The sequence below is a fragment of the Pontibacter qinzhouensis genome (genome assembly GCF_008017455.1).
GTDB classification, from domain to species: domain Bacteria; phylum Bacteroidota; class Bacteroidia; order Cytophagales; family Hymenobacteraceae; genus Pontibacter; species Pontibacter qinzhouensis.
The window spans coordinates 16,377-38,932 of the sequence record NZ_VRTY01000001.1 but is presented as its reverse complement, the minus strand read 5'-3'; the positions used below and the strand labels follow the sequence as shown (position 1 = coordinate 38,932).

18 protein-coding genes are annotated in these 22,556 nt (G+C 47.7%); 7 read left to right on the top strand and 11 right to left on the bottom strand.

Annotation, left to right across the window (positions count from 1 at the left end; translation table 11 throughout):
- Positions 1-57: 57 nt before the first annotated feature.
- Positions 58-1,425, bottom strand: a complete 1,368-nt coding sequence (locus FVR03_RS00150) for a T9SS type A sorting domain-containing protein (RefSeq protein ID WP_147919725.1) — start codon at positions 1,423-1,425, stop codon at positions 58-60.
- 360 nt (positions 1,426-1,785) lie between these two features.
- Here FVR03_RS00150 and FVR03_RS00145 point away from each other — a divergent pair, with 360 nt between their 5' ends.
- Complete coding sequence (locus FVR03_RS00145; protein WP_147919724.1) at positions 1,786-2,568, top strand: enoyl-CoA hydratase-related protein; 783 nt, start codon at positions 1,786-1,788, stop codon at positions 2,566-2,568.
- Positions 2,569-3,041: 473 nt separating this feature from the next.
- Here FVR03_RS00145 and FVR03_RS00140 read toward each other — a convergent pair whose 3' ends face one another.
- Positions 3,042-3,767, bottom strand: coding sequence for an ABC transporter ATP-binding protein (locus FVR03_RS00140; RefSeq protein ID WP_147919723.1), 726 nt, complete (start codon positions 3,765-3,767; stop codon positions 3,042-3,044).
- A gap of 332 nt (positions 3,768-4,099) precedes the next feature.
- On the opposite strand from FVR03_RS00140, the gene FVR03_RS00135 reads away from it, so the two are divergent.
- Both FVR03_RS00135 and FVR03_RS00130 read left to right on the top strand, forming a co-directional pair.
- Complete coding sequence (locus FVR03_RS00135; protein ID WP_147919722.1) at positions 4,100-4,720, top strand: DUF4142 domain-containing protein; 621 nt, start codon at positions 4,100-4,102, stop codon at positions 4,718-4,720.
- 63 nt (positions 4,721-4,783) lie between these two features.
- A complete protein-coding gene (locus FVR03_RS00130) occupies positions 4,784-5,368 on the top strand; it encodes a DUF4142 domain-containing protein (protein ID WP_255473970.1) in 585 nt (194 codons plus the stop codon).
- A 95-nt stretch (positions 5,369-5,463) separates the two neighbouring features.
- Here FVR03_RS00130 and uvrA read toward each other — a convergent pair whose 3' ends face one another.
- The 4 genes from uvrA to FVR03_RS00110 form a co-directional block, all read right to left on the bottom strand.
- A complete protein-coding gene (gene uvrA / locus FVR03_RS00125; protein WP_147919721.1) occupies positions 5,464-8,364 on the bottom strand; it encodes an excinuclease ABC subunit UvrA in 2,901 nt (966 codons plus the stop codon).
- Positions 8,365-8,976: 612 nt separating this feature from the next.
- Entirely contained in the window at positions 8,977-9,381 is a 405-nt protein-coding gene (locus FVR03_RS00120) for a DUF202 domain-containing protein (protein WP_147919720.1), read from the bottom strand.
- Positions 9,382-9,504: 123 nt separating this feature from the next.
- Complete coding sequence (locus tag FVR03_RS00115) at positions 9,505-10,875, bottom strand: alpha-amylase family glycosyl hydrolase (RefSeq protein WP_147919719.1); 1,371 nt, start codon at positions 10,873-10,875, stop codon at positions 9,505-9,507.
- Positions 10,876-10,944: 69 nt separating this feature from the next.
- Positions 10,945-11,514 carry a TetR/AcrR family transcriptional regulator gene (locus FVR03_RS00110; RefSeq protein ID WP_147919718.1) on the bottom strand — a complete coding sequence of 190 codons (570 nt, stop codon included), beginning with the start codon at positions 11,512-11,514 and terminating at the stop codon, positions 10,945-10,947.
- Between the two features lie 194 nt (positions 11,515-11,708).
- On the opposite strand from FVR03_RS00110, the gene FVR03_RS00105 reads away from it, so the two are divergent.
- Complete coding sequence (locus FVR03_RS00105; RefSeq protein ID WP_147919717.1) at positions 11,709-12,080, top strand: group III truncated hemoglobin; 372 nt, start codon at positions 11,709-11,711, stop codon at positions 12,078-12,080.
- 294 nt (positions 12,081-12,374) lie between these two features.
- Here FVR03_RS00105 and FVR03_RS00100 read toward each other — a convergent pair whose 3' ends face one another.
- On the bottom strand, positions 12,375-13,238 hold the full coding sequence (locus tag FVR03_RS00100) for an LOG family protein (RefSeq protein ID WP_147919716.1): 864 nt from the start codon (positions 13,236-13,238) through the stop codon (positions 12,375-12,377).
- Positions 13,239-13,379: 141 nt separating this feature from the next.
- Positions 13,380-14,630 carry an ABC transporter permease gene (locus FVR03_RS00095; RefSeq protein ID WP_147919715.1) on the bottom strand — a complete coding sequence of 417 codons (1,251 nt, stop codon included), beginning with the start codon at positions 14,628-14,630 and terminating at the stop codon, positions 13,380-13,382.
- Between the two features lie 466 nt (positions 14,631-15,096).
- Here FVR03_RS00095 and queA point away from each other — a divergent pair, with 466 nt between their 5' ends.
- Both queA and FVR03_RS00085 read left to right on the top strand, forming a co-directional pair.
- The gene (queA, locus tag FVR03_RS00090; RefSeq protein WP_147919714.1) at positions 15,097-16,143 is read left to right on the top strand and encodes a tRNA preQ1(34) S-adenosylmethionine ribosyltransferase-isomerase QueA; all 1,047 of its coding nucleotides are present in this window, start codon (positions 15,097-15,099) and stop codon (positions 16,141-16,143) included.
- A gap of 471 nt (positions 16,144-16,614) precedes the next feature.
- The gene (locus FVR03_RS00085) at positions 16,615-17,307 is read left to right on the top strand and encodes a 2-C-methyl-D-erythritol 4-phosphate cytidylyltransferase (protein ID WP_147919713.1); all 693 of its coding nucleotides are present in this window, start codon (positions 16,615-16,617) and stop codon (positions 17,305-17,307) included.
- Here the strand turns inward: FVR03_RS00085 and FVR03_RS00080 are convergent.
- From FVR03_RS00080 to FVR03_RS00070, 3 genes are all read right to left on the bottom strand, one after another.
- Positions 17,302-18,024: an ABC transporter ATP-binding protein gene (locus FVR03_RS00080; RefSeq protein ID WP_147919712.1), complete on the bottom strand. Its 723-nt coding sequence runs from the start codon at positions 18,022-18,024 to the stop codon at positions 17,302-17,304. The genes FVR03_RS00085 and FVR03_RS00080 overlap by 6 nt on opposite strands.
- A 99-nt stretch (positions 18,025-18,123) precedes the next feature.
- Positions 18,124-18,345 (bottom strand): DUF2795 domain-containing protein, encoded by a 222-nt coding sequence (locus FVR03_RS00075; protein WP_007652164.1) that lies wholly within the window; start codon positions 18,343-18,345, stop codon positions 18,124-18,126.
- Positions 18,346-18,600: 255 nt separating this feature from the next.
- Positions 18,601-19,917, bottom strand: coding sequence for a DUF349 domain-containing protein (locus FVR03_RS00070; protein ID WP_147919711.1), 1,317 nt, complete (start codon positions 19,915-19,917; stop codon positions 18,601-18,603).
- Positions 19,918-20,326: 409 nt separating this feature from the next.
- Between FVR03_RS00070 and ettA the strand changes: the two genes are divergently transcribed.
- On the top strand, positions 20,327-21,997 hold the full coding sequence (gene ettA / locus FVR03_RS00065) for an energy-dependent translational throttle protein EttA (protein WP_147919710.1): 1,671 nt from the start codon (positions 20,327-20,329) through the stop codon (positions 21,995-21,997).
- Positions 21,998-22,556 lie beyond the last annotated feature (559 nt).

Genomic DNA, 22,556 nt, shown 5'->3' with positions numbered 1-22,556 from the left:
GCAGCAGTAGGTGCTATTACAAAGGTAATATTAAAAATGTTAATAAAGCTAGTAAAATTATTGTTTTACTATTTTTTTAGTCATGCTGCTGCTATTATTGTCTTTTACGTTTACTACATAAATGCCGCTCGGTAAGTGGCTTAAATTAATTGTGCCTTCGCTATGTATAATAGCTGTTTTAGCTACTTTTTGGCCGGTTAAGTTATAGATACTAACTGCAGCCTCTTTTGCAGTAGTGGCATGGAGGCTAATGTGCAGCATATCTTTAGTAGGGTTCGGGTACAGCGTTACTGCTGTTGCGGGCAATTCTTCGCCATGGCTGGTTACCAGTATGTTCACAAAATTGCTGTAGGTGTGCTTTTTGTAGTTAATGTAGCTCAGGTGGCCCTGAGGCGTGTAGCTAAAGGTCTGGTAGGTAAACTCAGTAAAACCTCCGCCCTGGGGCTCGTTAACGCCAAAGCCCATTAGGCTGTTTTCAGTGTCTACTAACCACCTGCCATTTATCAGCACTTCTTCTTTGTGCTGCATAAACTGGCCGCTAGGCAGGTATTCTTCCATAATTTTTCTTTCTAACACCGTGCTGGTGCCGGTATAGCGGTATACTTCCTCTTCGGTAATGTTAGCAAATGTGGTGGAGTTGGTGGTGTAGGTAAAGGTATGCATACTTACATTTTGCCATGCCGCACCAACCCAGCTTTGTTTGGTATAGCTTTGTTCCCGTTGGTTTTCTGGTACATAAGTTATATTAACGAACCGCTGAGTAGGCATCCAGCCGATCTCGGTGTTTATGTACTCGGTTTTGGTGCCGGGTAGCGCGCTGTTGCCAGTATAGGTAAAGCCTTCTTTGCTCATATCAGTCCAGTTGGTTCCGCTATACAGCTGCTTTACAACCTGCTCCACCCGGTTGCCGGGGCCAAAAGTGTATGTATAGCGGTTGGCATGCACCAACTGCCATGCAGCATTATGCCACCTAAAAGCACCCATATACGTTAAATGACCGTGTGCATCGTATTTTGTTCGTATGCGGCTGGCATTAACCCACGTGCCGTTTGCGTCTTCCTGCACGGTAAGTAAGGTGTCTCGGCCCTGTGCATCGTACATATGCATGACTAAGGTCGAGGGTTTGTCTTCGGCAAGGTCTTTTGTAATCTGTTGGGTAGGCCAGCCTCTGTTGTCGTACTCGTAGGTTTTTTCGTATACCGGTGTCCAGGCAGCAGTGGCTGCAGACCAGCTATATTCCAGTTCGGTTTGCGGAACCTGAATAGTAGTGGAGGTAGTACGGAGTTGTGGGTTAAGTGCCTGTGGCAGTAATGCAGGCGTAGTGTTTGGCAGTTTAACCGAGTTGTTCTGAATATGCTGCCCCTCGGCTCCTAAACCAGTGCACAGCAACAGGCCTGCCATGAATATGGCATGTAAATTTCTCATAGTTTTATAGATAAAGTGATTTAGCGCGTATGTAATGAAGTAGCAGACAACGAATTATAAATAATTAGCTGCAGCTTTTGAGCATAAACAAAAATGATGCTAATAATAAAGAAAAGGTATATTTACAGGTAAAAAATTTTATTTAATAATTAAAATATACCAAATAAACGTAATAGTAGTTCTCAGAACAGTTTAATTATAATTTGCTCCATAAATAGTAAAATGAATTGAGAAGTAGGATAATATAGATCTGAAGTGTCCTTTTTCGGACACAATGTTCATAACCGGACACAGAGCAGCTTTTCTTTTGAAGGCAGGCATCTAAACTGCCACTATAACCTAGAATAAATCCATAAACCTATGACCTACGAGTGCCTACTTTTTGATTTAGAGGATGGCGTGGCTACTATTACTTTAAACCGGCCGGCTGTGTTCAACGCCTTCAACGACAAGCAAAGCTACGAACTGCAGGATGCGCTAAAGCAGGTTGCCCGCCAGGAGCAGGTACGGGTAGTGGTGCTGACAGGTGCCGGCAAGGCTTTTTGTTCGGGCCAGGACCTGAAGGCTGCCGCTACAGCCAGCCAGCGCGACTTGTCGGAGTCGCTGGAGAAACGCTACAACCCTATAATAAAGGCTATGCGCCACCTGCCAAAGCCTATTATCTGTAAGCTAAACGGTGTGGCAGCCGGAGCCGGTTGTTCACTGGCGCTCGCCTGCGATGTAATTGTGGCATCATCGGCAGCAAGCCTGATAGAGGTGTTCATAAACATAGGGCTGGTGCTCGACTCAGGGTCTTCCTTTTTTCTGCCACGGTTAGTTGGTTCTCTAAAAGCCTTCGAGCTAAGTACGTTGGGTTCTAAAGTAACAGCAGCAGAGGCTCTGCAGCTGGGCATGGTAAACAAAGTGGTAGAGCCGCACGAACTCGATGCAGCAGTGGCAGAACTCAGCGCCCGCTATGCAACAGCTCCCACCAAAGCCATAGGGCTTATAAAGAGAATGCTCAACAAATCGTACCACTCCTCGCTCGAAGAAATGCTCGAGTACGAAGCCTATTGCCAGAAAATTGCCGGTAACTCCGAAGACTACCACGAAGGTGTAAGTGCCTTTAACGAAAAGCGAAAGCCGAAATTTAAAGGTCAGTAACGCTGCACTACCTCTAAAACCCTTGACCTGTTTAAGCTGAAATTGCTTCGGAAGGCCATTTTTATCTGAATAATTGCTGGTTGCCTATTGTTAGTTGTTAAATGTTAAATTGTTGATTTAGAGATGTGATGATTTGAAAATTTGAAGATGGAGAAAATTTTGAATGAGTAATTGAGTAGATGAATGGATCATGAATCACTCTTAACTCTTAACTCCTGACAGGGTCTACTATCTAAGTAAAGCTGACATAACAAATCAGCAACTCCTAACTAAAAAACGGCTGAAAATGCTTCTGAACGGGCCATTGAAGTACCTTTTTCAACATTTCTAATCCTGAATTTCTAATTTGGCGAAGCTCCTTAAGTTATAGACAATCAAATTATTCTAATGAAAATGGCCTTCCCAAGGTTTTTAGACTCCGGAAGGCCAAGGGTACTCCTAGTTTAAGGCTTCGGGTTAAGAAACTGCTGCGTTTAAAAAGAATAACCTACCGAAAGCTTCAGCTGCGGGAGTGGCGTTACCAGAAATGCTCCGTTTGTATCGCTGAGCACTTCTTTTCCAACGAAAAGGTCATGCAGAAGCTCATCGGCATCACGGGCGTAAGCGTATTTCAGTCTGCCGCCAATGCCACCGGCTACCTCCAGCGTAAAGTGGTTGCTTAGTTTAAACTGGCCGCCCAACTGGTACGTAAGGTCGAACGTGTTCAGGTAGAGCCTGCCTACATAACGCGCATCCGGATCCGTTTGATTAGGTTCGGGTAAGCCTAAAATCTCATAGCTGCTGTCCTGGAACAAGATAAACCGGTAACCAAACGATGGGCCGTGAAAAAAGCCGAACGGAGCGTTTCCTTTTTTTGATGTATAATGCCGCTGGCTCATTCTGATGCCTACACCATGGGTGTTCAGAGGCAGGTCGCGCGATGTGTGGGAATCGCCATCTTTCAGGTAAATCCGGTGAATATAACTAAACCCGATTTCGTTGCTGACAAACTGCGTGCGTGCGCGTTCGTAACCCAAATAAATTTCGCCAAGTGCCAGCTGAACTGGGTGTAGCTTTATAACCTTGTCATGCCCTGGGTTGGCAGGTGCTTCAAATTTGGCCTCCAGCGAGTCAAGTCGCTGCGCCTGCACCGAAACAAGCGACAGTACCAGCAGAAAACTACACAAGCTAACTACTTTATTAAGTGTGTTTACTTTCATAATAGAACAATAAGAGTATAAAAGAACCGGCTGTGGTAGAAGTGCGCCAAGGCCTTGAGGCACAGCTCTTCACAAAAGTACCAGAATTTTATAGCAAAGTTGCAACATTGGTTTGTTGCGTAAAATTTATGTTTATGCTACGTATTGGCAGCAGGCTCTGCGTTGCCCCGTGTTTAGATGCAGCGCATTGGCTTGTAACAGAGCCTGCTGTTAATTACAAGCAGCAGGTTTAGCCGGAAACAGAACTACTTAGCTGCAAGGGCGTATATGAAGTAATTTGAAATAAAATTTGAATTATAATCAGTTTAATAAAACTAACAATCTTAAATACTATGAAAAAATTAGCACTAACCGCCTTTATAGCCAGTGCCTTTTTGTTTGGCACAGCTTCTTGCACATCCGAGAACAAAGACAATGTAGACCAGGCACAGGAAACAAACGAGCAGGCATTTGAGGATACTTCCATGGAAGACCGCAAAATAGATCAGTCTGACTTTATGACCAGAGCCGCCAGCGATGGTATGTTTGAGATTGAAGCCGGTAAACTGGCGCAGCAAAAAGGACAGAACGCAGAAGTGAAGAAGTTTGGCGGACAAATGGTTACCGACCATCAAAAGGCCAGTAACGAACTGAAGGCGCTCGCCCAGAAGAAAAGCATTACGCTACCAGACAGCATGAGCCGCGAGCACATGGATAAGCTGCAAAGCCTGAGAGATAAAAATGGCGCTGAGTTCGACGAAGAATATGTAGATGCCATGGTTGATGCGCATGATAAAGCTGTCAGCCTTTTTGAAGATGCCGCTGAAGATCTGGAAGATGCTGAAGTAAAAGCCTTTGCATCTAAAACGCTGCCAGTGCTGCAACAGCACCGCGAACACGCTAAAACCTTAGACGACAAGTTGGGGAACACCGCAGGTACTAACACCAATCGTGCTACTCCCAGCCGACAATAATCATTAGTAACAGAAGTTAAAAAAGAAGCATCTGTGGGTTAAACCTGCAGATGCTTCTGGTTTATGGAAAATACGATGAACAGAACATTTACGACTCTTTTTGCATTCGCTCTTCTGGTATGTGGCATCAGCAGCTGCACCCCCGACGACAGCATATACCGGGCCACAGAGCAGAGTGTGCAGCAGTTTGAGGAGGCTGGCGTGCAGAATATGAACAACGATGCCTTGTTTGTAGCAGAGGCTGCCAGTGCCAACATGCTGCAGGTGCAGCTGGCTGGTTTAGCCGAAGGGCAGGCCGTGAGCCCGGAGGTAAAAGGCCTGGCCCAGCGTATGGCCGCAGACCATGGCCGCATGACCGACGAACTCCAGACAATGGCCAGCCAAAGTAATTTTGTGCTCCCTACAGAGCTTGGTGCTGCACATCAGAAATCACTGGATAATGTATCAGCACGGTCTGGTCTTTCTTTCGACTTATCTTATATTAAAACCATTGTGCAGGAACACCAGAACCTGCTGAAGCGGCACGAAGCTATGGCAGACAATGGCGTTACTATGGAAGTAAAGCAATATGCCTCCAGGCAGGTTCCCCTCCTGCGGCAGCACCTGGAAACAGCCCAGGCACTGGAGAGAAAGGTGCAGAACATCTAATTAAAGAAAGATATTCCTCACCACACTTTTAAAAACAACAAAGCCGCTACTGCATAGGTAACGGCTTTGTTGTTTCTGTGCAACTTCTGCTGCTGTTAAGCCTCCTGCTCCGGCTCCTGGTAATGGCTGGTTTTCAGTTCTTCGGCCAGGAACCTGGAGGTATAGCCTTTGCCGGAAGCTGCTACTTCTTCGGGGGTGCCGCTGGCAACTATGGTGCCGCCTGCTTCACCTCCTTCAGGGCCGATGTCCACAATGTGGTCTGCAATTTTAATCAGGTCGAGGTTGTGCTCTATTATTAGCACGGTGTTGCCTTTATTTGTGAGCTTATGTAGCACATCTGTCAGGTGCTCAATGTCCTGGAAGTGCAGACCAGTGGTAGGCTCATCAAGAATATACAGCGTTTTACCTGTGTCTTTCTTTGAGAGCTCTGTCGCCAGTTTCACCCGTTGCGCCTCTCCTCCAGACAAAGTTGTAGCCTGCTGCCCTAGCGTAATGTAGCCAAGGCCCACATCGTTGAGTGTGGCGATCTTGCGCAGAATACGTGGCTGGTTATCAAAAAATTCTACTGCCTTCTCTACAGTCATGTCCAGCACATCGGTAATGCTCTTGCCTTTAAAGCGTACTTCAAGCGTTTCGCGGTTGTAGCGCTTGCCTTTGCAGGTTTCGCAAGGCACGTACACATCCGGCAAAAAGTTCATTTCGATGGTGCGCATGCCAGCTCCTTCGCAGGCCTCACAACGTCCGCCTTTCACGTTAAAAGAGAAGCGGCCGGGAGTATAGCCTCTGATCTTGGCTTCTGGCAGCGAGGCAAACAGAGAGCGGATCTCTCCGAACACACCCGTGTAGGTGGCAGGGTTCGAGCGTGGCGTGCGGCCAATCGGCGACTGGTCTACTTCTATTACTTTGTCTATCAGGTCCAGCCCTTCCAGGTTCTTGTAAGGCAGCGGTTCGCGTTTGGCCCTGAAAAAGTGCTGGTTCAGGATCGGGTACAGCGTGTCGTGGATGAGCGACGACTTGCCACTGCCCGATACGCCTGTTACACAAATCATTTTGCCCAATGGCAGCTTCAGCGTTACGTTTTTCAGGTTGTTGCCGGTGGCTCCTTTCAGCTTCAGCCACTCGCCGGTGCCTGGTCGTTTTACGCGTGGTATTTTTATGCCACGGCGGTTGCTCAGGAAATTGGCTGTCGTGGTGCCGGCCTCCATCATCTCTGCCGGAGTGCCTGCGGTCACAATCTGGCCACCGTGTATACCGGCTCCCGGACCAATATCTACCACATAGTCGGCTTGAAGGATCATGTCTTTGTCGTGCTCCACTACAATAATGGAGTTGCCAAGGTCGCGCAGGTCTTTCAGGGCGTTTATCAGGCGCTCGTTGTCGCGTTGGTGCAGGCCTATGCTGGGCTCATCCATAATGTAGAGCACGCCCACCAGCTGCGTTCCAATTTGGGTGGCCAGGCGTATGCGTTGGCTTTCGCCACCGGAGAGCGTGCGCACAGGGCGGTGCAGGCTCAGGTAGTCGAGGCCTACATCGAGCAAAAAGCCGATGCGCTTCCGGATTTCTTTCAGGAGTTCTTTTGCAATGGTGTTCTGGCGCTCGCTCAGCCTGTCTTCGAGGTTATGGAACCAGGCAGCCAGTTTGTTGATGTCTACAACCGAAAGCTCGCCTATATTCTTGCCATCAATTTTAAAGTGCAGCGATTCCTTTTTAAGACGATAGCCCTTGCACTCGGGGCAGGTGGTGGTTTGGGTGTAGTCTTCTATCCAGGCCCGTATGTTGTCGGAATCAGACTCCATCTGGCTTTTCAGGAAATGGATGATGCCTTCGAACTCGATAATGTAGTTGCCCTTTTTGGTGTTTACTTCCAGGTCTTCTTCCAGGCCATAAAGCAGCACCTTTAGCACATGCTCCGGCAGGTCTTTAATAGGCGTGGCAACCGATACCTTAAAATACTTGAAAAGCGCTTCTACCTGCTTAAAAATCCAGATGTCGCGGTACTCGCCGAGCGGAGCAATACCACCACGGCGAATGCTCAGGCTTTTGTCCGGAATAACGGTTTCTTCGGTAATTTCCTGAATTTCGCCGAGGCCATTGCACACAGGGCAGGTACCATAGGGGGAGTTAAAGGAGAAGGAGTTCGGAGCCGGGTCATCGTAAGCGATGCCGGTGGCGGGGTCCATGAGGTGACGCGAGAAAAAGTGCGTCTGGTTCGTATCCGCATCCATTACCAGCACCATGCCTTTACCATGTGTCAGAGCATTCTGGATGGAACTGGAAAGGCGGAAGCGGTCGTCTTCCTTCACCACAATTTTATCGATCACAATTTCGATGTCGTGGATCTTGTAGCGGTCTACCTGCATTTTAGGCGTGATCTCTACCAGCTCACCATCTACACGGGCACGTATAAAACCCATCTTCCGGATTTGCTGAAACAGCTCACGGTAGTGCCCTTTGCGGCCTTTTACTACCGGTGCCAGTATAACCAGACGCTTCCCATCGAAATTTTCCATGATATGGCTCACGATCTGGTCATCGCTCTGGCGCACCATTTTCTCTCCGGTTTCGTAGCTGTAGGCATCGGCGGTACGGGCCCAGAGCAGGCGCATGAAATCGTAAATTTCGGTAATGGTGCCTACCGTGGAGCGGGGGTTGCGGCTGGTGGTTTTCTGCTCAATCGAAATTACCGGCGAGAGCCCTTCTATTTTGTCTACATCTGGGCGCTCCAGGCCACCCATAAAGCTGCGGGCGTAGGCCGAAAAGGTCTCCATGTAGCGGCGCTGCCCTTCGGCATAAATCGTATCGAAGGCCAACGATGATTTGCCGGAGCCACTAATGCCCGTAAACACGACCAGCTTGTAGCGGGGCAGCTGCAGGGTGATATTTTTAAGATTATGTTCACGGGCGCCATATACTTCTATCTGTTGCGCATCTCCGTTAAGAGAGGGAGCAGCAGTAGCGATGCCCGTATTATCAGTTTGCTCTTGGTTAAAAGCCATTCAGGATATGTTGATTTTAAAAAGCAAAGGTACAAAATTACTAGTGTTCTGCTGCGCAAGACACTAACCCTTCTTAACAGATTATTAACGAAATAGGTTTAGCTGCTTCTGTGCCTGGTTAAATTAATTGTTTGTAAATCGAGTAGACACAAAAAGCCTGTAAATTATTTGAATGAAAATGGCCTTCCAAAAGGAACTTGGCCAGTTTAGTGCCAAGGGTGAATGGTGTCGTGTTTAGCCAAGGTCATTGCTGCTCTTGCCCAGCCATTCGCAGGAGCTGCGCACGCTGCGAGGTCTTTGTCACTTCTCAAGTTCCAGAATCAGCCATTATAGACTTCGTCTTTACCTATCGGATTTTGGAATTGCACTGCCACCTTTAAAAGGACACAAGACATAAGATTATTTTATCCTGTTGAAATGGACAAATTCAAATGTTGATTTCCGATAAGTTGTGCCGCCATTTACTATAAACATTCAGCAAATAACAATCAACAACTAATTATTCTAATGAAAATAGCCTCTAAAAGCTTTTTGGGCTTTTGATGGTCAAGGGTTAAAAGATACTTTAATCACTCCTTTAAAATTTCTTCTGTCCTTGCCTCCGCAAAAGGTTTATTTTGAAGCAGGCCTGTTCTGCTCCTCTTCGTCTTCCTCCTCAGCGTCTACTTCGGCAAGTACGGGGCTGGTGGGGGTGTAGGCGCGGGTGTGGTGCAGAATTTCACTTCGTTTCCGGCTGAACCGCATGTAGCCAAACACACCGATGGCAATGCCCGCCGGAATAGCCAGAATACCCAGCCCAACGTAAATTAGATCGTCGAAAAGTTTAATAAAGGTGAGCCCGCCCAGAATCATGGCGACAGCCGTTCGTTCATACGACAGGAACGTGCGCTCGTTGGCCAGCTTGGTCCGCTCCATAGCCAGGCTATCGCGGATTTCCATGTTCTGCTGCTTTTTGAGCTTTATCGCTTTTCTTAAGTCTCGTCTGGCTTTTCGGGTCAGTATCTCCTTTATTCCCATAAAACTATATACGGTAGCTGTTGCTGTGTAGGTTAGTGCTTTATCTGCCCTTTCAGAGAGTTTTAGGAGTAAAAACAAATTAGCGGCAACCATTAAAACGCGCTTAAACGGCGCCTGTCGCACTTACTGGCGCTGCAGGATACAGGCCCAGTTGGCCGGCAGGTTTTCCAGTACAAGTTGCCTGTTCTGCACCCGGTACTGCTGCTGGTCGAGTAGGTTCTTCAGCACACTTCCGTCAGGTAAATCTACTGGTAGGGTAAGTGTTACCGGTGCCTCTGCCGCATTTATAGCTACTACTACATCGTCGTGGCTGGAGTGGCGGGCAAAGGCGAACTGCTGGTGCGCAACAAACAATTGCTTGTAGGTGCCGTGGCGCAGGGCGTGGCTTCTCTTCCTTATGCTGGCAAACTGGCTGATGGCAGTGGCTAGCTCCGGATGCGGTGCCTGCTGCAGCATATCAGGGGAGGCAAAGGTCGGGCGTAGAGGAGCATCGGTGTGTGGCAGTTTTGTGCCGCTTATGCCACTCTCACTGCCATAGTACACAGCTGGTATGCCCGGCATGGTAAAGAGCAGCGCGTGCAGCGGGTAGAGGTGCGCCTGGTTCTGCAGCGTGCTGGCGATGCGGTTTACATCGTGGTTATCGGCGAAGTTGTAGAGCGCCAGGTGCTTGTAGATGCCCTGCTCGCCAAACAGGCGGTTTAAAGAGAAAGCTAACTCAAAATAATTGCGGTCGTTGTGGCTGGAGTAGAGGCCTTTGTAGCATTCGTAGTTGGTGGTGGAGTCAAGCATGTCGGGGTTGGCCCAGTTGCGGTAGTCGCCATGAATAACCTCTCCCATCAGCCAGAAATCGGGGCGGAGGCTACGGCAAAAACTGGCTAAATCTTTCAGAAAGCCGTGGTCCATCACATCAGCAGCATCTAACCGAATACCATCTATCCCGAAAGTTTCTATCCACATTTTGGTGGCTGCAAATAAATGAGCCCGAACCTCGTGGTGTTGCAGGTTCAGTTTTACCAGGTTGTGATGGCCGTTCCAACCTTCGTAGCTAAATACATCGTTGTAAGGGCTGCTGTGGTTAAAGTTAACGCCAGCGAACCAATGCCTGTACGCAGAGTTCTGGCCATTGGCCTGCAGATCTTTAAAAGCCCAAAAGTCGCGGCCAACATGGTTAAACACGCCATCCAGCACCACTTTTATGCCCTGCTCATGCAACTGCTCTATAAGTTCCTGCAGTGTTTGGTTCGTGCCCAGCCGGCGGTCTACCGTAAAATAATCAATAGTGTCGTAGCCGTGTGTACCCGATTCGAAGAGTGGCCCCAGGTAAAGTGCATCGCAGCCAAGCGATTTTATGTGGCCAATCCACTGCTGCACAGCGGCCAGCCGGGGGTCTGGTGCGGCTACCAAGTTGTTTTGTGTTGGAGCGCCTGTTAAACCCAATGGATAAATATGATAGAAGGTCGCATCTGCAGCCCAGGAAGCATTCGTATTTTTCATGAGAACAAAATAATTTAAATATACATACCGTTAGGTACATAAATGATAATCTTTTAGTTCATTTAATGCTCAGGAATAAATGCCGTAAGAAAACTGCTGCACTGCCTGCTGCACAGTAGCTTCGTTCAGGTCTAGCTGCTGGTGCAGCGCCTGCACAATGTACGTGTTTATGGTGCCCAGAAAGGTAGCGGCATATACTTTATGGCGTTCACGCATGTTGCCATGGTCGTGCGTAGCCTCCTGAAAGAGGGTTTCGAGTACCTGGTGCTGCTGCAGAATGTAAGGCGTTATAATCTGTGATGCTTCATTGTCGGGGTTTGCAAACCAGGCGGCCAGGTGCATCAGGTAGAGCGTAGACTTGTTTAAAGCGAAACTGAAGTAGCACTCCACCACCTTCCGCAGCGAAAGCGGCAGGTTTCCGCTGTAGGTGGCGGCACTGTTGAGCTGCGTCAGGAAAGGAGCGAACTGCTCCTGCATCAGGGCTTCGAGCACACCGCGCTTGCTTCCAAAGTAGTGGTACAAGGTTGGCTTTTTTATGCCCGCTGCCTCCACCATCTGCTGCACGCCTACAGCATCGTAGCCTTTTGCCGCAAACAACTTTAAGGAGCAGTCGAGAATAAGGGAGCGGTTATCGGCCATGCAGAGGAGTTGGTGTAGCGGTGTGAACTACGGTTAAAGTTAAGCCTTTTGTAATAAAACGGCACGCTGCTCATCATGTTGCCATACTATAAAGTACTCCTGCTGATAAATGTCATTTTACTTCCTGTTCTATTGCGTTACCTTCGGGTTAGTTCAAAAGGTGCGGCTTAAGCTGCCATAAAAGGAGGTGTGCTATGAGAGATATAGAACGAGAAGAGGATATTAAGATTCTGGTCGACAGTTTTTACGGGCAGGTAAACCAGGATGAGCTACTGGCGCCTGTTTTTAACGATTTTGCGCAGGTAAACTGGGAAACACATCTGCCAGTTATGTACAACTTCTGGAGCACGGTGCTGTTCGGATCTATGGCCTACAAAGGGCAGCCATTTCCAAAACACCTGCGGCTGCCGGTAAAGGAGCAGCATTTCGAGCGGTGGGTAGAGCTGTTTGTCTCCACTGTAGATGCCTTGTATAAAGGCGAAAAAGCAGAAGACATTAAGTTCAAGGCCCAGAACATCGCCCGTATTTTCCAGCTAAAAATGGGGATTCTGGCTGTGCAGGTATAGACAGAAACGGCCAGGTACTACCCGGCCGTTTCTGTGTTCTGAGAACCTTTTGAGGTCCTGAAGCTAATTCCCTTATTTGCCGGAATCGGCAGGTTTGCCCAGAACTCTGCTCTGAAAATACACGGCGAGGTAACGGACGATTAAGAATAGTTACAATAAAGGCAGACCACTTGGCCTGCCTTTATAAATGTTTAGAAAATATCAGAAATTAAATTCGAATCAGGTTTACTCACACCCTTGGATCAAAATAGCGCTTTTTGCTTTTGAAGGGCATTTTCATTTAAATAATTTGCCTTAGAAGTTTGGCGACAGCAGGTATTTGCTATAGAAGTCGTCTATTATTTTTACAGCTTCTGTGGCATCGTCTACAATGTGCACCAGGTCCAGATCTTCCGGGCTTATGTTGCTTTCCATGGTCAGCATTACGTCGGCTACCCATTTAAGTAAACCTTCCCAGAAAGAGCGGCCTACCAGCACAATCGGGAAAGCGCCGATTTTTCTTGTCTGGATCAGCGTAATCGCCTCAAAAAGCTCGTCGAGTGTGCCAAAGCCGCCAGGCATTACAATAAAGCCCTGTGCATACTTTACAAACATCACCTTGCGCACAAAAAAGTAATCGAAGTTAATGAGTTTGTCGGAGTCGATGTAGATGTTGTTGAACTGCTCAAACGGGAGCTGTATGTTTAGCCCGACAGATTTGCCGCCTTCTGAGTGCGCTCCTTTGTTACCAGCCTCCATAATGCCGGGGCCACCGCCTGTTATAACGCCGTAGCCGTGGCGCACCAGTTTGGCGGCAATTTCTTCGGCCATCTGGTAGTATTTGTGCGTAGACTTGGTGCGTGCCGATCCGAAAATAGACACACAAGGGCCGATTTTAGACAGTTTCTCAAAGCCTTCCACAAACTCCGACATCACTTTAAATATTTGCCAGGAGTCGGCAATCTTTATCTCGTTCCAGTCTTTATCTACAAAGGCTCTTCTAATTCTGATATCTTCTTCGGAAGCTGGGGGAGCCGTTACTTCGCCACTCTCGCGCAGGTCTGTAATTGTTTTGGCTTTGTTCTCGTTGGCATCTGGCTGTAAAATGGTTTGCCCGCTACCCGTGTTAAGAGATTCGTCGTTGAGTTTGGTTTTGCTTGTTTTTCTAAGTTTCGTCATAGTAATTTCGTCTTCAGGAGACCAGCTCCTGCGGCACCGCAAGAGCTGCCAATGCCATTATGTGTAAATAAATTGAAGGCCTTTCTTTCGTTTGCGGCAAGCACGCAACAAAAAGGCCCGTTATTAGTGCTTTGTCTGGATTTATTTTGAGCGGATTGCCATTACCGGATCGAGGTTCGCTGCCAGCACAGCCGGTATTATACCAGAGAGCATCCCTATCACCGCCGATACGCTTAGCCCCAGCACGATGTTGCTAAAAGATAGCATAATCTCCATCATGTCCTGCGGAATAAGCGTGAGCAGGAACACAAGTAAAATGCCGAAGCCACCACCTAACAAGCTCAGAAACACCGACTCGAACAGGAACTGAAACAGGATGAAGAAGTTTTTGGCACCCAACGATTTTTGTATACCAATAATGTTGGTTCGCTCCTTTACCGACACAAACATGATGTTGGCAATGCCGAACCCTCCTACCAAAATAGCAAAGCCGCCAATAACCCAACCCGCCACGCCAATTACACTAAAGAGGCTGGTCACCTGCTCGGCCACCATTTCGGAGCGGTTCAGGGCAAAGTTATCTTTGTCGCGTGGCCGTAGCCCCCTGATGTTGCGCAGCAGGCCTTGTGTTTCGTACTCCAGTTCCTGCAGGCCCTTGTCGTCTTCGCGCCCTTTTAAGGCAATGGTGGCATACATACCTTTCGGGCCCATGGTGTAAATTTTGCTATAGGCCCCAAACGGAATAATGCCCTGCTTGTCTACATTCGACATGCCAAACATGCTTTCGCCCTGCTTCTCCATTACCCCGATCACCATAAACTGGTGGCCTTTTACTTTTATCTGTTTCCCTAAAGGATCCTGGTTCGGGAAAAAGGCTTCTGCAATGTCGCTGCCGATAATAATGACGTTCTGCGAGCCATCTACTTCCTGCGGCACGAAATAACGGCCATTTTCAATAGGAATATCTCTGATCTTATTAAAGTCGTAGGTGGCTCCCGACAAAATAGCGTTGGAGTAGCTGCTGTTGCGGTATTTAAACGTGTTGCCGCCCCTTTCGGAGAAGATAGCAATGCCTTCGGCCATAGTAATGTTGCGTTCCATTTGCCTGAACTCGCGGGCAGTTGGCTGTGGGCGGCGCAGGTAGTCCCACCAAGGCCTGCCGCCCGGCCCGAAGGTCCAGGGTTGGGTCTGCACATAAATTACCCGCTCTCCTACAAAGCTCATGGCCTCGCGCACATTGCGCTCCAGCGAGTCGACCAGCGTGAAAACCGATATAATAGCAAAAATGCCAATGGTAACGCCCAGCAACGACAATATAGTCCGGAGCAGGTTCGATTTGAGTGCCTGCCAGGCAAACCGGAAACTTTCAACTATCAGGCGCAGGTAAATCATAGTTCAGGGCAGAAGCTTGTAAGTTTGTTAAATTAACAATATTTAATTAAAATATGCCCCACCCCCAGATCGTTTTTTTGTTAAGGTTCAGGTGTTGCAGGAGCAGGCACAGGTTTAAAAGGCTAAGATAGTTGGAGTTTAATTCGGCACGTGTTTTTTGCGTAAGATAATGGGCGGCAGAATAAGGCCCCGAATATAGCAGGTGTGGGAGCCGCAGGAGCTGCAGTAAAGTAGCCGGGGTGTAGTAAAACGTTAAAAATCCGGGGCTTGGCAATGGCGAAAACAGCAGATTTTTACGGCCGTATCAGATAAAAAACGTATCTTTGCAACAATTTTCTAAAAAGCAGGGCAATAAACCCAATATAATAAAACAGGGAAATATGCCTGCCTATTGTTCTGCAAGATAAAAATAAGTTTCAATGCGCTCAAGCATCGAAAAAATGATCTACTAGATACCGTACTATTTATGAAGTTATCAGAGTTTAAATTTGAGTTGCCACAAGAACTCCTGGCCAATCATCCTTCCCCGAACCGCGACGAGTCTCGCATGATGGTGTTGCACCGCGACTCAGGTAAGATCGAGCACAGGATCTTTAAAGATATTCTGGAGTATTTCGACGATGGCGATGTGATGGTGGTGAACGATACCAAAGTTTTTCCGGCACGCATGTATGGCAACAAGGAAAAAACCGGCGCTAAAATCGAGGTGTTCCTGTTGCGTGAACTCAACAAAGACATTCACCTCTGGGATGTGCTGGTAGACCCGGCGCGTAAAATCCGGGTAGGTAACAAACTGTACTTTGGCGAAAGCGACCTGGTGGCTGAAGTAATAGATAACACAACCTCGCGTGGCAGAACCATCAAATTTTTGTTCGATGGCTCCGACGAAGAGTTTTACAAAACCATAAACGACCTGGGCGAAACTCCGCTTCCGAAATACATTAAGCGGGAGGCTGAGCCAGAAGATAAAGAGCGTTACCAAACCGTATATGCCAAAAACGTAGGTGCCGTGGCTGCTCCAACAGCTGGCCTGCACTTTACGAAAGAAGTATTGAAGCGCCTCGAAATTAAAGGCGTGGATGTGGCGCCTGTTACGCTGCACGTTGGTTTAGGCACCTTCCGCCCGGTAGATGTAGAAGACCTGACCAAGCACAAAATGGACTCCGAGAACTTTATGGTGCCTGGTGCCACTGCCGAAATGGTAAACAAAGCGCTCGACAACAAAAAGCGTGTTTGCTCTATCGGTACCACCACCATGCGTGCCCTGGAGTCTTCGGTATCGGCTAACAGCCGCCTGAAGCCGAACGATGGCTGGACAGACCGCTTCATTTTTCCGCCCTACGATTTCAAGATTGCCAACAGCCTGGTAACCAATTTCCATATGCCGGAGTCTACGTTGCTGATGATGACAGCCGCCTTTGGTGGGTACGACCTGGTGATGAAAGCCTACGAAACAGCCGTTAAAGAGAAGTACCGCTTCTTCAGCTACGGCGACGTAATGCTGATTCTGTAGTCAGACCAAACCTAAAACAAAAATGCCCCGACTGCTACAGCCGGGGCATTTTTGTTTTAAATTGCCAATGCCTTGACCCTTGGATGAAAACAGGCAGAAAAGCTTCGGAAGGGCTTTTTCTTTGGAATAATTGCTGGTTGTTGATTGTTAGTTGCTGATTGTTTAATGGCTTAATTGTTAAATGGTTCAATGGCTGATTTAAGTCAGAGCAGCAAAGACCTCGCAGCGTGCGCAGCTCCTGCGAGTGTCTGGGCGAGTTGAAATCACTTTGGCTAAAACAGCACGATTTACCCTTGGCACTAAAAAGACAAAAACTCTTCTGAAGCTTGTTTTCATTAGAATAATTGCTAATTGTTGATTGTTAAATTGTTTAATGGCTAAATGGTTGATGTGGAGATGGCGTAAGGAAGGATTGGCCAGATAACTCATAACTCATAACTTTTAACTCTTAACTTACTACGCGTACTACACATGAAAGATAAATTACCCGAATATGCTATTGTAGTGGCAGGTGGCACAGGTAGCCGCATGCAGCGCGAGTTACCAAAGCAGTTCATCGAAATTGGAGGCAAGCCAGTGCTGATGCATACGCTGGAGCAGTTTTTTGCTTACAACGCTGCCGTCAGGTTAATTGTGGTGCTACCCGAAAACCAATTGGATGTTTGGCGGGAGCTGTGCCAGAAGCACCGGTTCAAGCTGTTTCATATGGTGGTGGCAGGTGGTGCTACCCGCTTCGGCTCCGTAAAAAATGGCCTGGGTATGGTGCTGGAGCAGGAGGCGCTGGTAGCAGTGCACGATGGCGTACGGCCTTTTACTTCTACCGCTACTATTCAGGAAGCCTACCTTAAAGCAGCCGCCTACGGAAATGCCATTGTGGCCGTGTCGCCAAAAGACTCTATCAGGCAGTTGGTGGCAGGTGGCGGGAGCAAGGCTGTGCCACGAACGGAGTATAAGCTGGTGCAGACACCGCAAACCTTCAAAGCAAGCCTGCTGCGTAGAGCATACGAGCAACCGGAGCAAGTCTTCTTTACCGACGATGCCTCGGTGGTGGAGCAGTTGGGTGAGCAGATGGTGCTGGTGGAAGGCAGCTACCGCAACATCAAAATAACCACACCCGAAGACCTGGTTTTGGCAGAAGCCTTTCTGCAGGAAGAAAAGTTATAACCTGCGCGGGTGCGACTCCAGGTACTCCTGGTTTTGCAGCACTACCTCCGGACTAATAACCTCCAGCGATGGCGCAGGCTTAGAAAGATTGAGCAGGTAGCCTTTCAGCGGGAGCAGGTTGTGCAGGTCGTGCGTAATGCAGAGCACTGTTTTCTGGTGTTGCAGCACCCAATCCTGTAGCAAACTGTACACCTGCTTTTTGTAATATACATCGAGCTGCTGCGATGGCTCATCCAGCAGGCAGATATGGGCATCCTGCAGCATGAGTTGCGCCAGCCAGATCAGCTGCTGCTCCCCACCCGATAAGGTCGTGAAATCGTGGTCGAGCAGGTCGGAAAGTTGTAGCTGCGCCACCACCTGCGCGGCCTGGGCATAGTCGGTTGCATCGTAATTCTCCAGAAACTTCTTCTTCCTGAAAAGCCCCATCACCACCAGCTCGTGTACCTTAATCGGGAAAGAAACGATGTTTTTTTGAGGCAGATAGCCCAGTATGCCTGTGGCTGTGGGTTTGGCAATATGGCGTAGGTCCTGGTTCTGTATCAGAATGTGGCCCTGGTAGGGTATTTTTTGCTGAAACGCTTTAAAGAGGGTGCTCTTACCTACACCATTATGCCCGATAATGGCTATAAAAGCAGGGGCAGGTACAGAAAAAGAAAGGTTGCGGAGTAGAACACGCTGTTCGTAGCCCGCAACCAGATTTTTTACTTCAATAATCAAGTTCCTTCAAATTAAAAATTTAAAAATAGAAATCAGTTTGCCCGGTGCTGAACCAGAATCAGTAATTTCTAATTCATAATTTTTAATTTCTAATTAAACTTAGTACTCGTCTTCGTTAAACATGAAGTCTTCCTTGGTAGGGTAATCAGGCCAGATTTCTTCGATGTTCTCATAAGGCTGTCCGTCGTCTTCAAGAGCCTGCAGGTTTTCTACAACTTCCATAGGCGCTCCGGAACGAATTGAGTAATCAATTAATTCGTCTTTAGTAGCTGGCCAGGGTGCATCCTCCAGGTATGAAGCTAATTCTAATGTCCAATACATAGTATGTTCTCCTTACTTAACTTGTGGCTTTTAAAAAAATAAGTTTGCAAAAGTATGAAAATATTTGTAAACAAAAATTTTTGCAGATTTTAATTTGCTTTTTTGTTCTGTTTTTTTCAACACAACGCAAACAGTTCAGAATTGTTCTTATTGCGCCAAAATAATTTACCCTTTGCCTCCACTAACTTGCCCCAATATTCTTTTTAATTAAAAGGCCTGCAGCGGTACATTTTACAATCTTACAACCACGGTGGTTTAGTTATCGGTGGTGGTGAGCTGTTTTTTAAACATCTCGATCAGTTCTGTTTTGGTATGTATTTTCCGGTTAAAATTCCTGATTTTGCCCTGCAGCATGCTCCTGAACGATTCGTTGCCTGGAGTGTCGCTTAGTTTGTCGAGGTTGGTTTCGAGCAGCCCCAGCTCCTGGTTATCCGATTTTATAAACTCTTTCAGGGCAGTTATGCGTGCGTTTATGCCATCGGTGCCGTTCAGTTTCTCGTTAGAGGCTTGCTGGCGCTTGCGGATGTAGTGCTCCAGGCTGCTCATCTCAAACACTTTATCGCAGGCTTTAATAAAGCGCTCCCAAATGGCATCAGACACAGAAGGGTGTACCGGACCGGCCTTCTTCCACTCGGCCTGCAACTCTTTGGCGCGTTTTACGGCCTCACCCAGGCTGTGCGTGTGTATCAGCTGCTCTGCCTCACTTACAAGCGCCTGTTTTTTCTCCAGGTTGGTATCATAAAACTTGTCTTTCGACTGGTTCTTCTCGTTGTTGATCTTCACCTTCAGGCGTTCAAAAAAGTGGTTGTGCGCCTTCCTGAATTCCGTCCAGAGGTTGGTTACCGCCTTCCGCGAAAGTGTGCCGCTCACCACTTCCTTCCACTCGTTCTGCAGTTGCTTCAGTTTAATCGTGGTGGCTTCCCATTCTTCGGAGTTTTGCAAGGCCACCGACCGGTTTATCAGGCTGCGGTACTTTTCGTAGGCTCGGTTCTGCATCTGCTTCTTATCCAGGAAAAAGTTTTTCTTCCGTTCAAAAAAAGCTTCCAGCACTGTTCGGAACCGCTCCTCTATCTCTTCTGTTACTTCTTTGTCTACAGGGCCTGTCTTAATCCAGGTGGCCCGCAGGTCTTTCATCTTGTCAGATGTCTCTTTCCACTCAATGCTCTCCTGCAAAGCCTCGGCTTCCTGTATCAGGCCAACCTTTATGGCTAAATTTTTCTCCCGGTTAAGCTTAATGGTTTTGTTTATTTCCGTCTCGGCCGCGCTGAGCTGCTGGTAGAGGGTTTCGAAATCGCCCAGGGCATCGTAGTCACCGATCTGCTCTTTCATGTGAAGCACTTTCATCAGGAAAGAGCCCTTGTTCTCGGATGTGTCGATGCGCTGTAGCAGGCTGCTTACCTTTTCCTGAAACATCTCGAAACGTTTGGCAAAGTAAATCAGCGAGTCATCTTCCGACTCTTTTACATCGCCCACCTGCCGGGCAGGGTACTTCATGAAGGGTTTTAGCCAAACCTGTTGGTCCTGAATGAACCCGTAATTTCTGGCTGTTTCCAATAGCTCGTTGTTTTCCATTTAAGGATTAGGGTTTTGCCTCTCTAAGGGAGTAAGAGCAGGTTTCTCTTCAGCTTATTGCACCGCAAAAGACGAAGTTTAAACATACTCCTAGGTGTAAACTAAATTCTAAATAACCAAACGCAGCTATAAATAATGCGTTTGCTGTAGTGCCTGTAGGTAATGAACCAGCCTAAATTATACAAAATGCTGCCATCTTAAAACAACTGCCAGTGTAGCATACCCATAGTTATTACAAGTTTAGTCATTTCAAATCAATTTTGTGAAGGCAAAATGCATGATTTTTTCCGATATTTGTAATTCTTCGAACATTTTAATGTTAGAAGCAGGGTCAAAGCCTGATATGCTTGTCTTTCAGGCACCTCAAGTTCAAATTTTAAAGAGTACGTGTATAACTGATAAATGCAATATGAGTAACGAAACCATCATCTTCTCAATGGCTGGGGTAAGCAAGATTTACCCGCCAAAGAAACAAGTACTTAAAAACATTTACCTGTCTTTTTTCTATGGCGCAAAAATAGGCGTGCTCGGCCTCAACGGCTCAGGTAAATCTAGCTTGCTTAAAATAATTGCCGGTGTCGATAAAGAGTTTCAGGGGGAAGTGGTGTGGTCGCCGGGTTATACGGTTGGCTACCTGGAGCAGGAGCCGCAACTGGATGCCTCTAAAACCGTGCGGGAGGTAGTAGAAGAGGGTGTTAGCGAGGTGGTGAACCTGCTGCGTGAGTTCGACGAGATTAACATGAAGTTCGGCGAAGAAATGACCGACGATGCCATGAACAAGCTCATTGAACGCCAAGGCGAGGTGCAGGAGCGCCTGGACCAGCTCAACGCCTGGGAACTCGACAACCGCCTGGAGCGTGCCATGGATGCCCTGCGTACCCCGCCGGAAGATGCCATTATCGGGAACCTGTCGGGTGGTGAGAAGCGCCGTGTGGCCCTGTGCCGCCTGCTCTTGCAGGAGCCGGACGTACTGCTGCTCGATGAACCTACCAACCACCTCGATGCCGAATCGGTTGACTGGCTGGAGCAACACCTGCAGCACTACAAAGGAACTGTTATAGCCGTTACTCACGACCGCTACTTCCTCGATAACGTGGCTGGCTGGATTCTGGAGCTCGACCGTGGCGAAGGTATTCCGTGGAAAGGCAACTACAGCAGCTGGCTGGAGCAGAAGTCTAACCGCCTGTCGCAGGAAGAGAAGACAGAGAGCAAGCGCCAGAAAACGCTGCAGCGTGAGCTGGAATGGGTGAAGATGGCTCCGAAAGCACGTCATGCCAAGTCGAAGGCCCGTTTGAGCCAATACGACAAACTGGCAGGCGAAGAGTCTAAATCGAAAGAAGAGAAACTGGAGCTCTTTATACCAGATGGCCCACGGCTGGGCGCGCAGGTAATTGAGGTAAACAACGTAAGCAAAGCATACGGCGATAAGCTGTTGTTCGAGAACCTGAGCTTTGCCTTGCCGCAAGGTGGGATTGTGGGCATTATCGGGCCAAACGGTGCCGGTAAAACCACGTTGTTTAAGCTGATAACCGGCCAGGAGAAACCAGATGCCGGCGACTTTACTGTTGGCTCCACAGTGCAGACATCGTACGTAGACCAGGAACATGCGCAGCTGGATGGCAACAAGTCGGTGTTTGAGGTAATTTCGGGTGGCACGGAACACATGATGATGGCAGGTCGCCAGATCGTGTCGCGGGCCTATGTGAGCAAGTTCAACTTTTCGGGCGGCGACCAGGAGAAGAAAGTAGATAAGCTGTCGGGTGGTGAGCGTAACAGGGTACACCTGGCCATGACCCTGAAAGAAGGCGGTAACCTGCTGCTGCTCGATGAGCCAACCAACGACCTGGATGTAAACGCTATCCGTGCGCTGGAAGATGCGCTGGAGAACTTTGCCGGTTGTGCTGTAATTATATCGCACGACCGCTGGTTCCTCGACAGAATTTGCACTCATATTCTGGCCTTTGAAGGCGACTCGCAGGTTTACTGGTTCGAAGGAAACTATACCGAGTACGAAGAAAACAAGAAAAAACGACTGGGTGACTATGAGCCAAAACGAATCAGGTACAAAAAACTGGTTTAGGCTGGTGCCAACTATAAATTAAGGTTAAATCAAATTGGGAAAGCCTGCTGCAGTTATGCAGCAGGCTTTTTTGTATCTGCGCCTATTGTTAATAGAAAATTGCACCATTTTGGGAAATGAAATTCTGCTTATTTTCTGCAAAACAGCCGTGTTCCCAGTTTGAAAACGGCTTGTATAAAAGCAAAAGAACTAGTTATAATATATAAAAATATATATACTTATATAATATGATGTTTTAAATAAAATGGTTCTTATCAAAAATATAGATAAAATACTTTCGAAATAGCTCCTGATTGACAAACAAATAGTAGTTATCACTCGTAAAAAATATAACAATATCATTAAGTTGATATGATTCTATTGTTGTAAAATCAAAAATATGTCAATCATGAAAAAAACTCTACACAACAGCGATGAAACGATGGCTTACTGGCTCATTGCCGGCTATTTTGCTGTTATCAGCACTATTGCAGCTATCTTAACTTAATTCTCACCTCAACTACATGCATACAGGCCGCACTAAAAGTACGGCCTTTTGCATATATAGGCTCACCAGATG

Coding starts and splice junctions, on each gene's coding strand:
- FVR03_RS00150 (WP_147919725.1), bottom strand. CDS start 1,425: ATGAGAAATTTACATGCCATATTCATGGCAGGCCTGTTGCTGTGCACT.
- FVR03_RS00145 (WP_147919724.1), top strand. CDS start 1,786: ATGACCTACGAGTGCCTACTTTTTGATTTAGAGGATGGCGTGGCTACT.
- FVR03_RS00140 (WP_147919723.1), bottom strand. CDS start 3,767: ATGAAAGTAAACACACTTAATAAAGTAGTTAGCTTGTGTAGTTTTCTG.
- FVR03_RS00135 (WP_147919722.1), top strand. CDS start 4,100: ATGAAAAAATTAGCACTAACCGCCTTTATAGCCAGTGCCTTTTTGTTT.
- FVR03_RS00130 (WP_255473970.1), top strand. CDS start 4,784: ATGGAAAATACGATGAACAGAACATTTACGACTCTTTTTGCATTCGCT.
- uvrA (WP_147919721.1), bottom strand. CDS start 8,364: ATGGCTTTTAACCAAGAGCAAACTGATAATACGGGCATCGCTACTGCT.
- FVR03_RS00120 (WP_147919720.1), bottom strand. CDS start 9,381: ATGGGAATAAAGGAGATACTGACCCGAAAAGCCAGACGAGACTTAAGA.
- FVR03_RS00115 (WP_147919719.1), bottom strand. CDS start 10,875: ATGAAAAATACGAATGCTTCCTGGGCTGCAGATGCGACCTTCTATCAT.
- FVR03_RS00110 (WP_147919718.1), bottom strand. CDS start 11,514: ATGGCCGATAACCGCTCCCTTATTCTCGACTGCTCCTTAAAGTTGTTT.
- FVR03_RS00105 (WP_147919717.1), top strand. CDS start 11,709: ATGAGAGATATAGAACGAGAAGAGGATATTAAGATTCTGGTCGACAGT.
- FVR03_RS00100 (WP_147919716.1), bottom strand. CDS start 13,238: ATGACGAAACTTAGAAAAACAAGCAAAACCAAACTCAACGACGAATCT.
- FVR03_RS00095 (WP_147919715.1), bottom strand. CDS start 14,630: ATGATTTACCTGCGCCTGATAGTTGAAAGTTTCCGGTTTGCCTGGCAG.
- queA (WP_147919714.1), top strand. CDS start 15,097: ATGAAGTTATCAGAGTTTAAATTTGAGTTGCCACAAGAACTCCTGGCC.
- FVR03_RS00085 (WP_147919713.1), top strand. CDS start 16,615: ATGAAAGATAAATTACCCGAATATGCTATTGTAGTGGCAGGTGGCACA.
- FVR03_RS00075 (WP_007652164.1), bottom strand. CDS start 18,345: ATGTATTGGACATTAGAATTAGCTTCATACCTGGAGGATGCACCCTGG.
- FVR03_RS00070 (WP_147919711.1), bottom strand. CDS start 19,917: ATGGAAAACAACGAGCTATTGGAAACAGCCAGAAATTACGGGTTCATT.
- ettA (WP_147919710.1), top strand. CDS start 20,327: ATGAGTAACGAAACCATCATCTTCTCAATGGCTGGGGTAAGCAAGATT.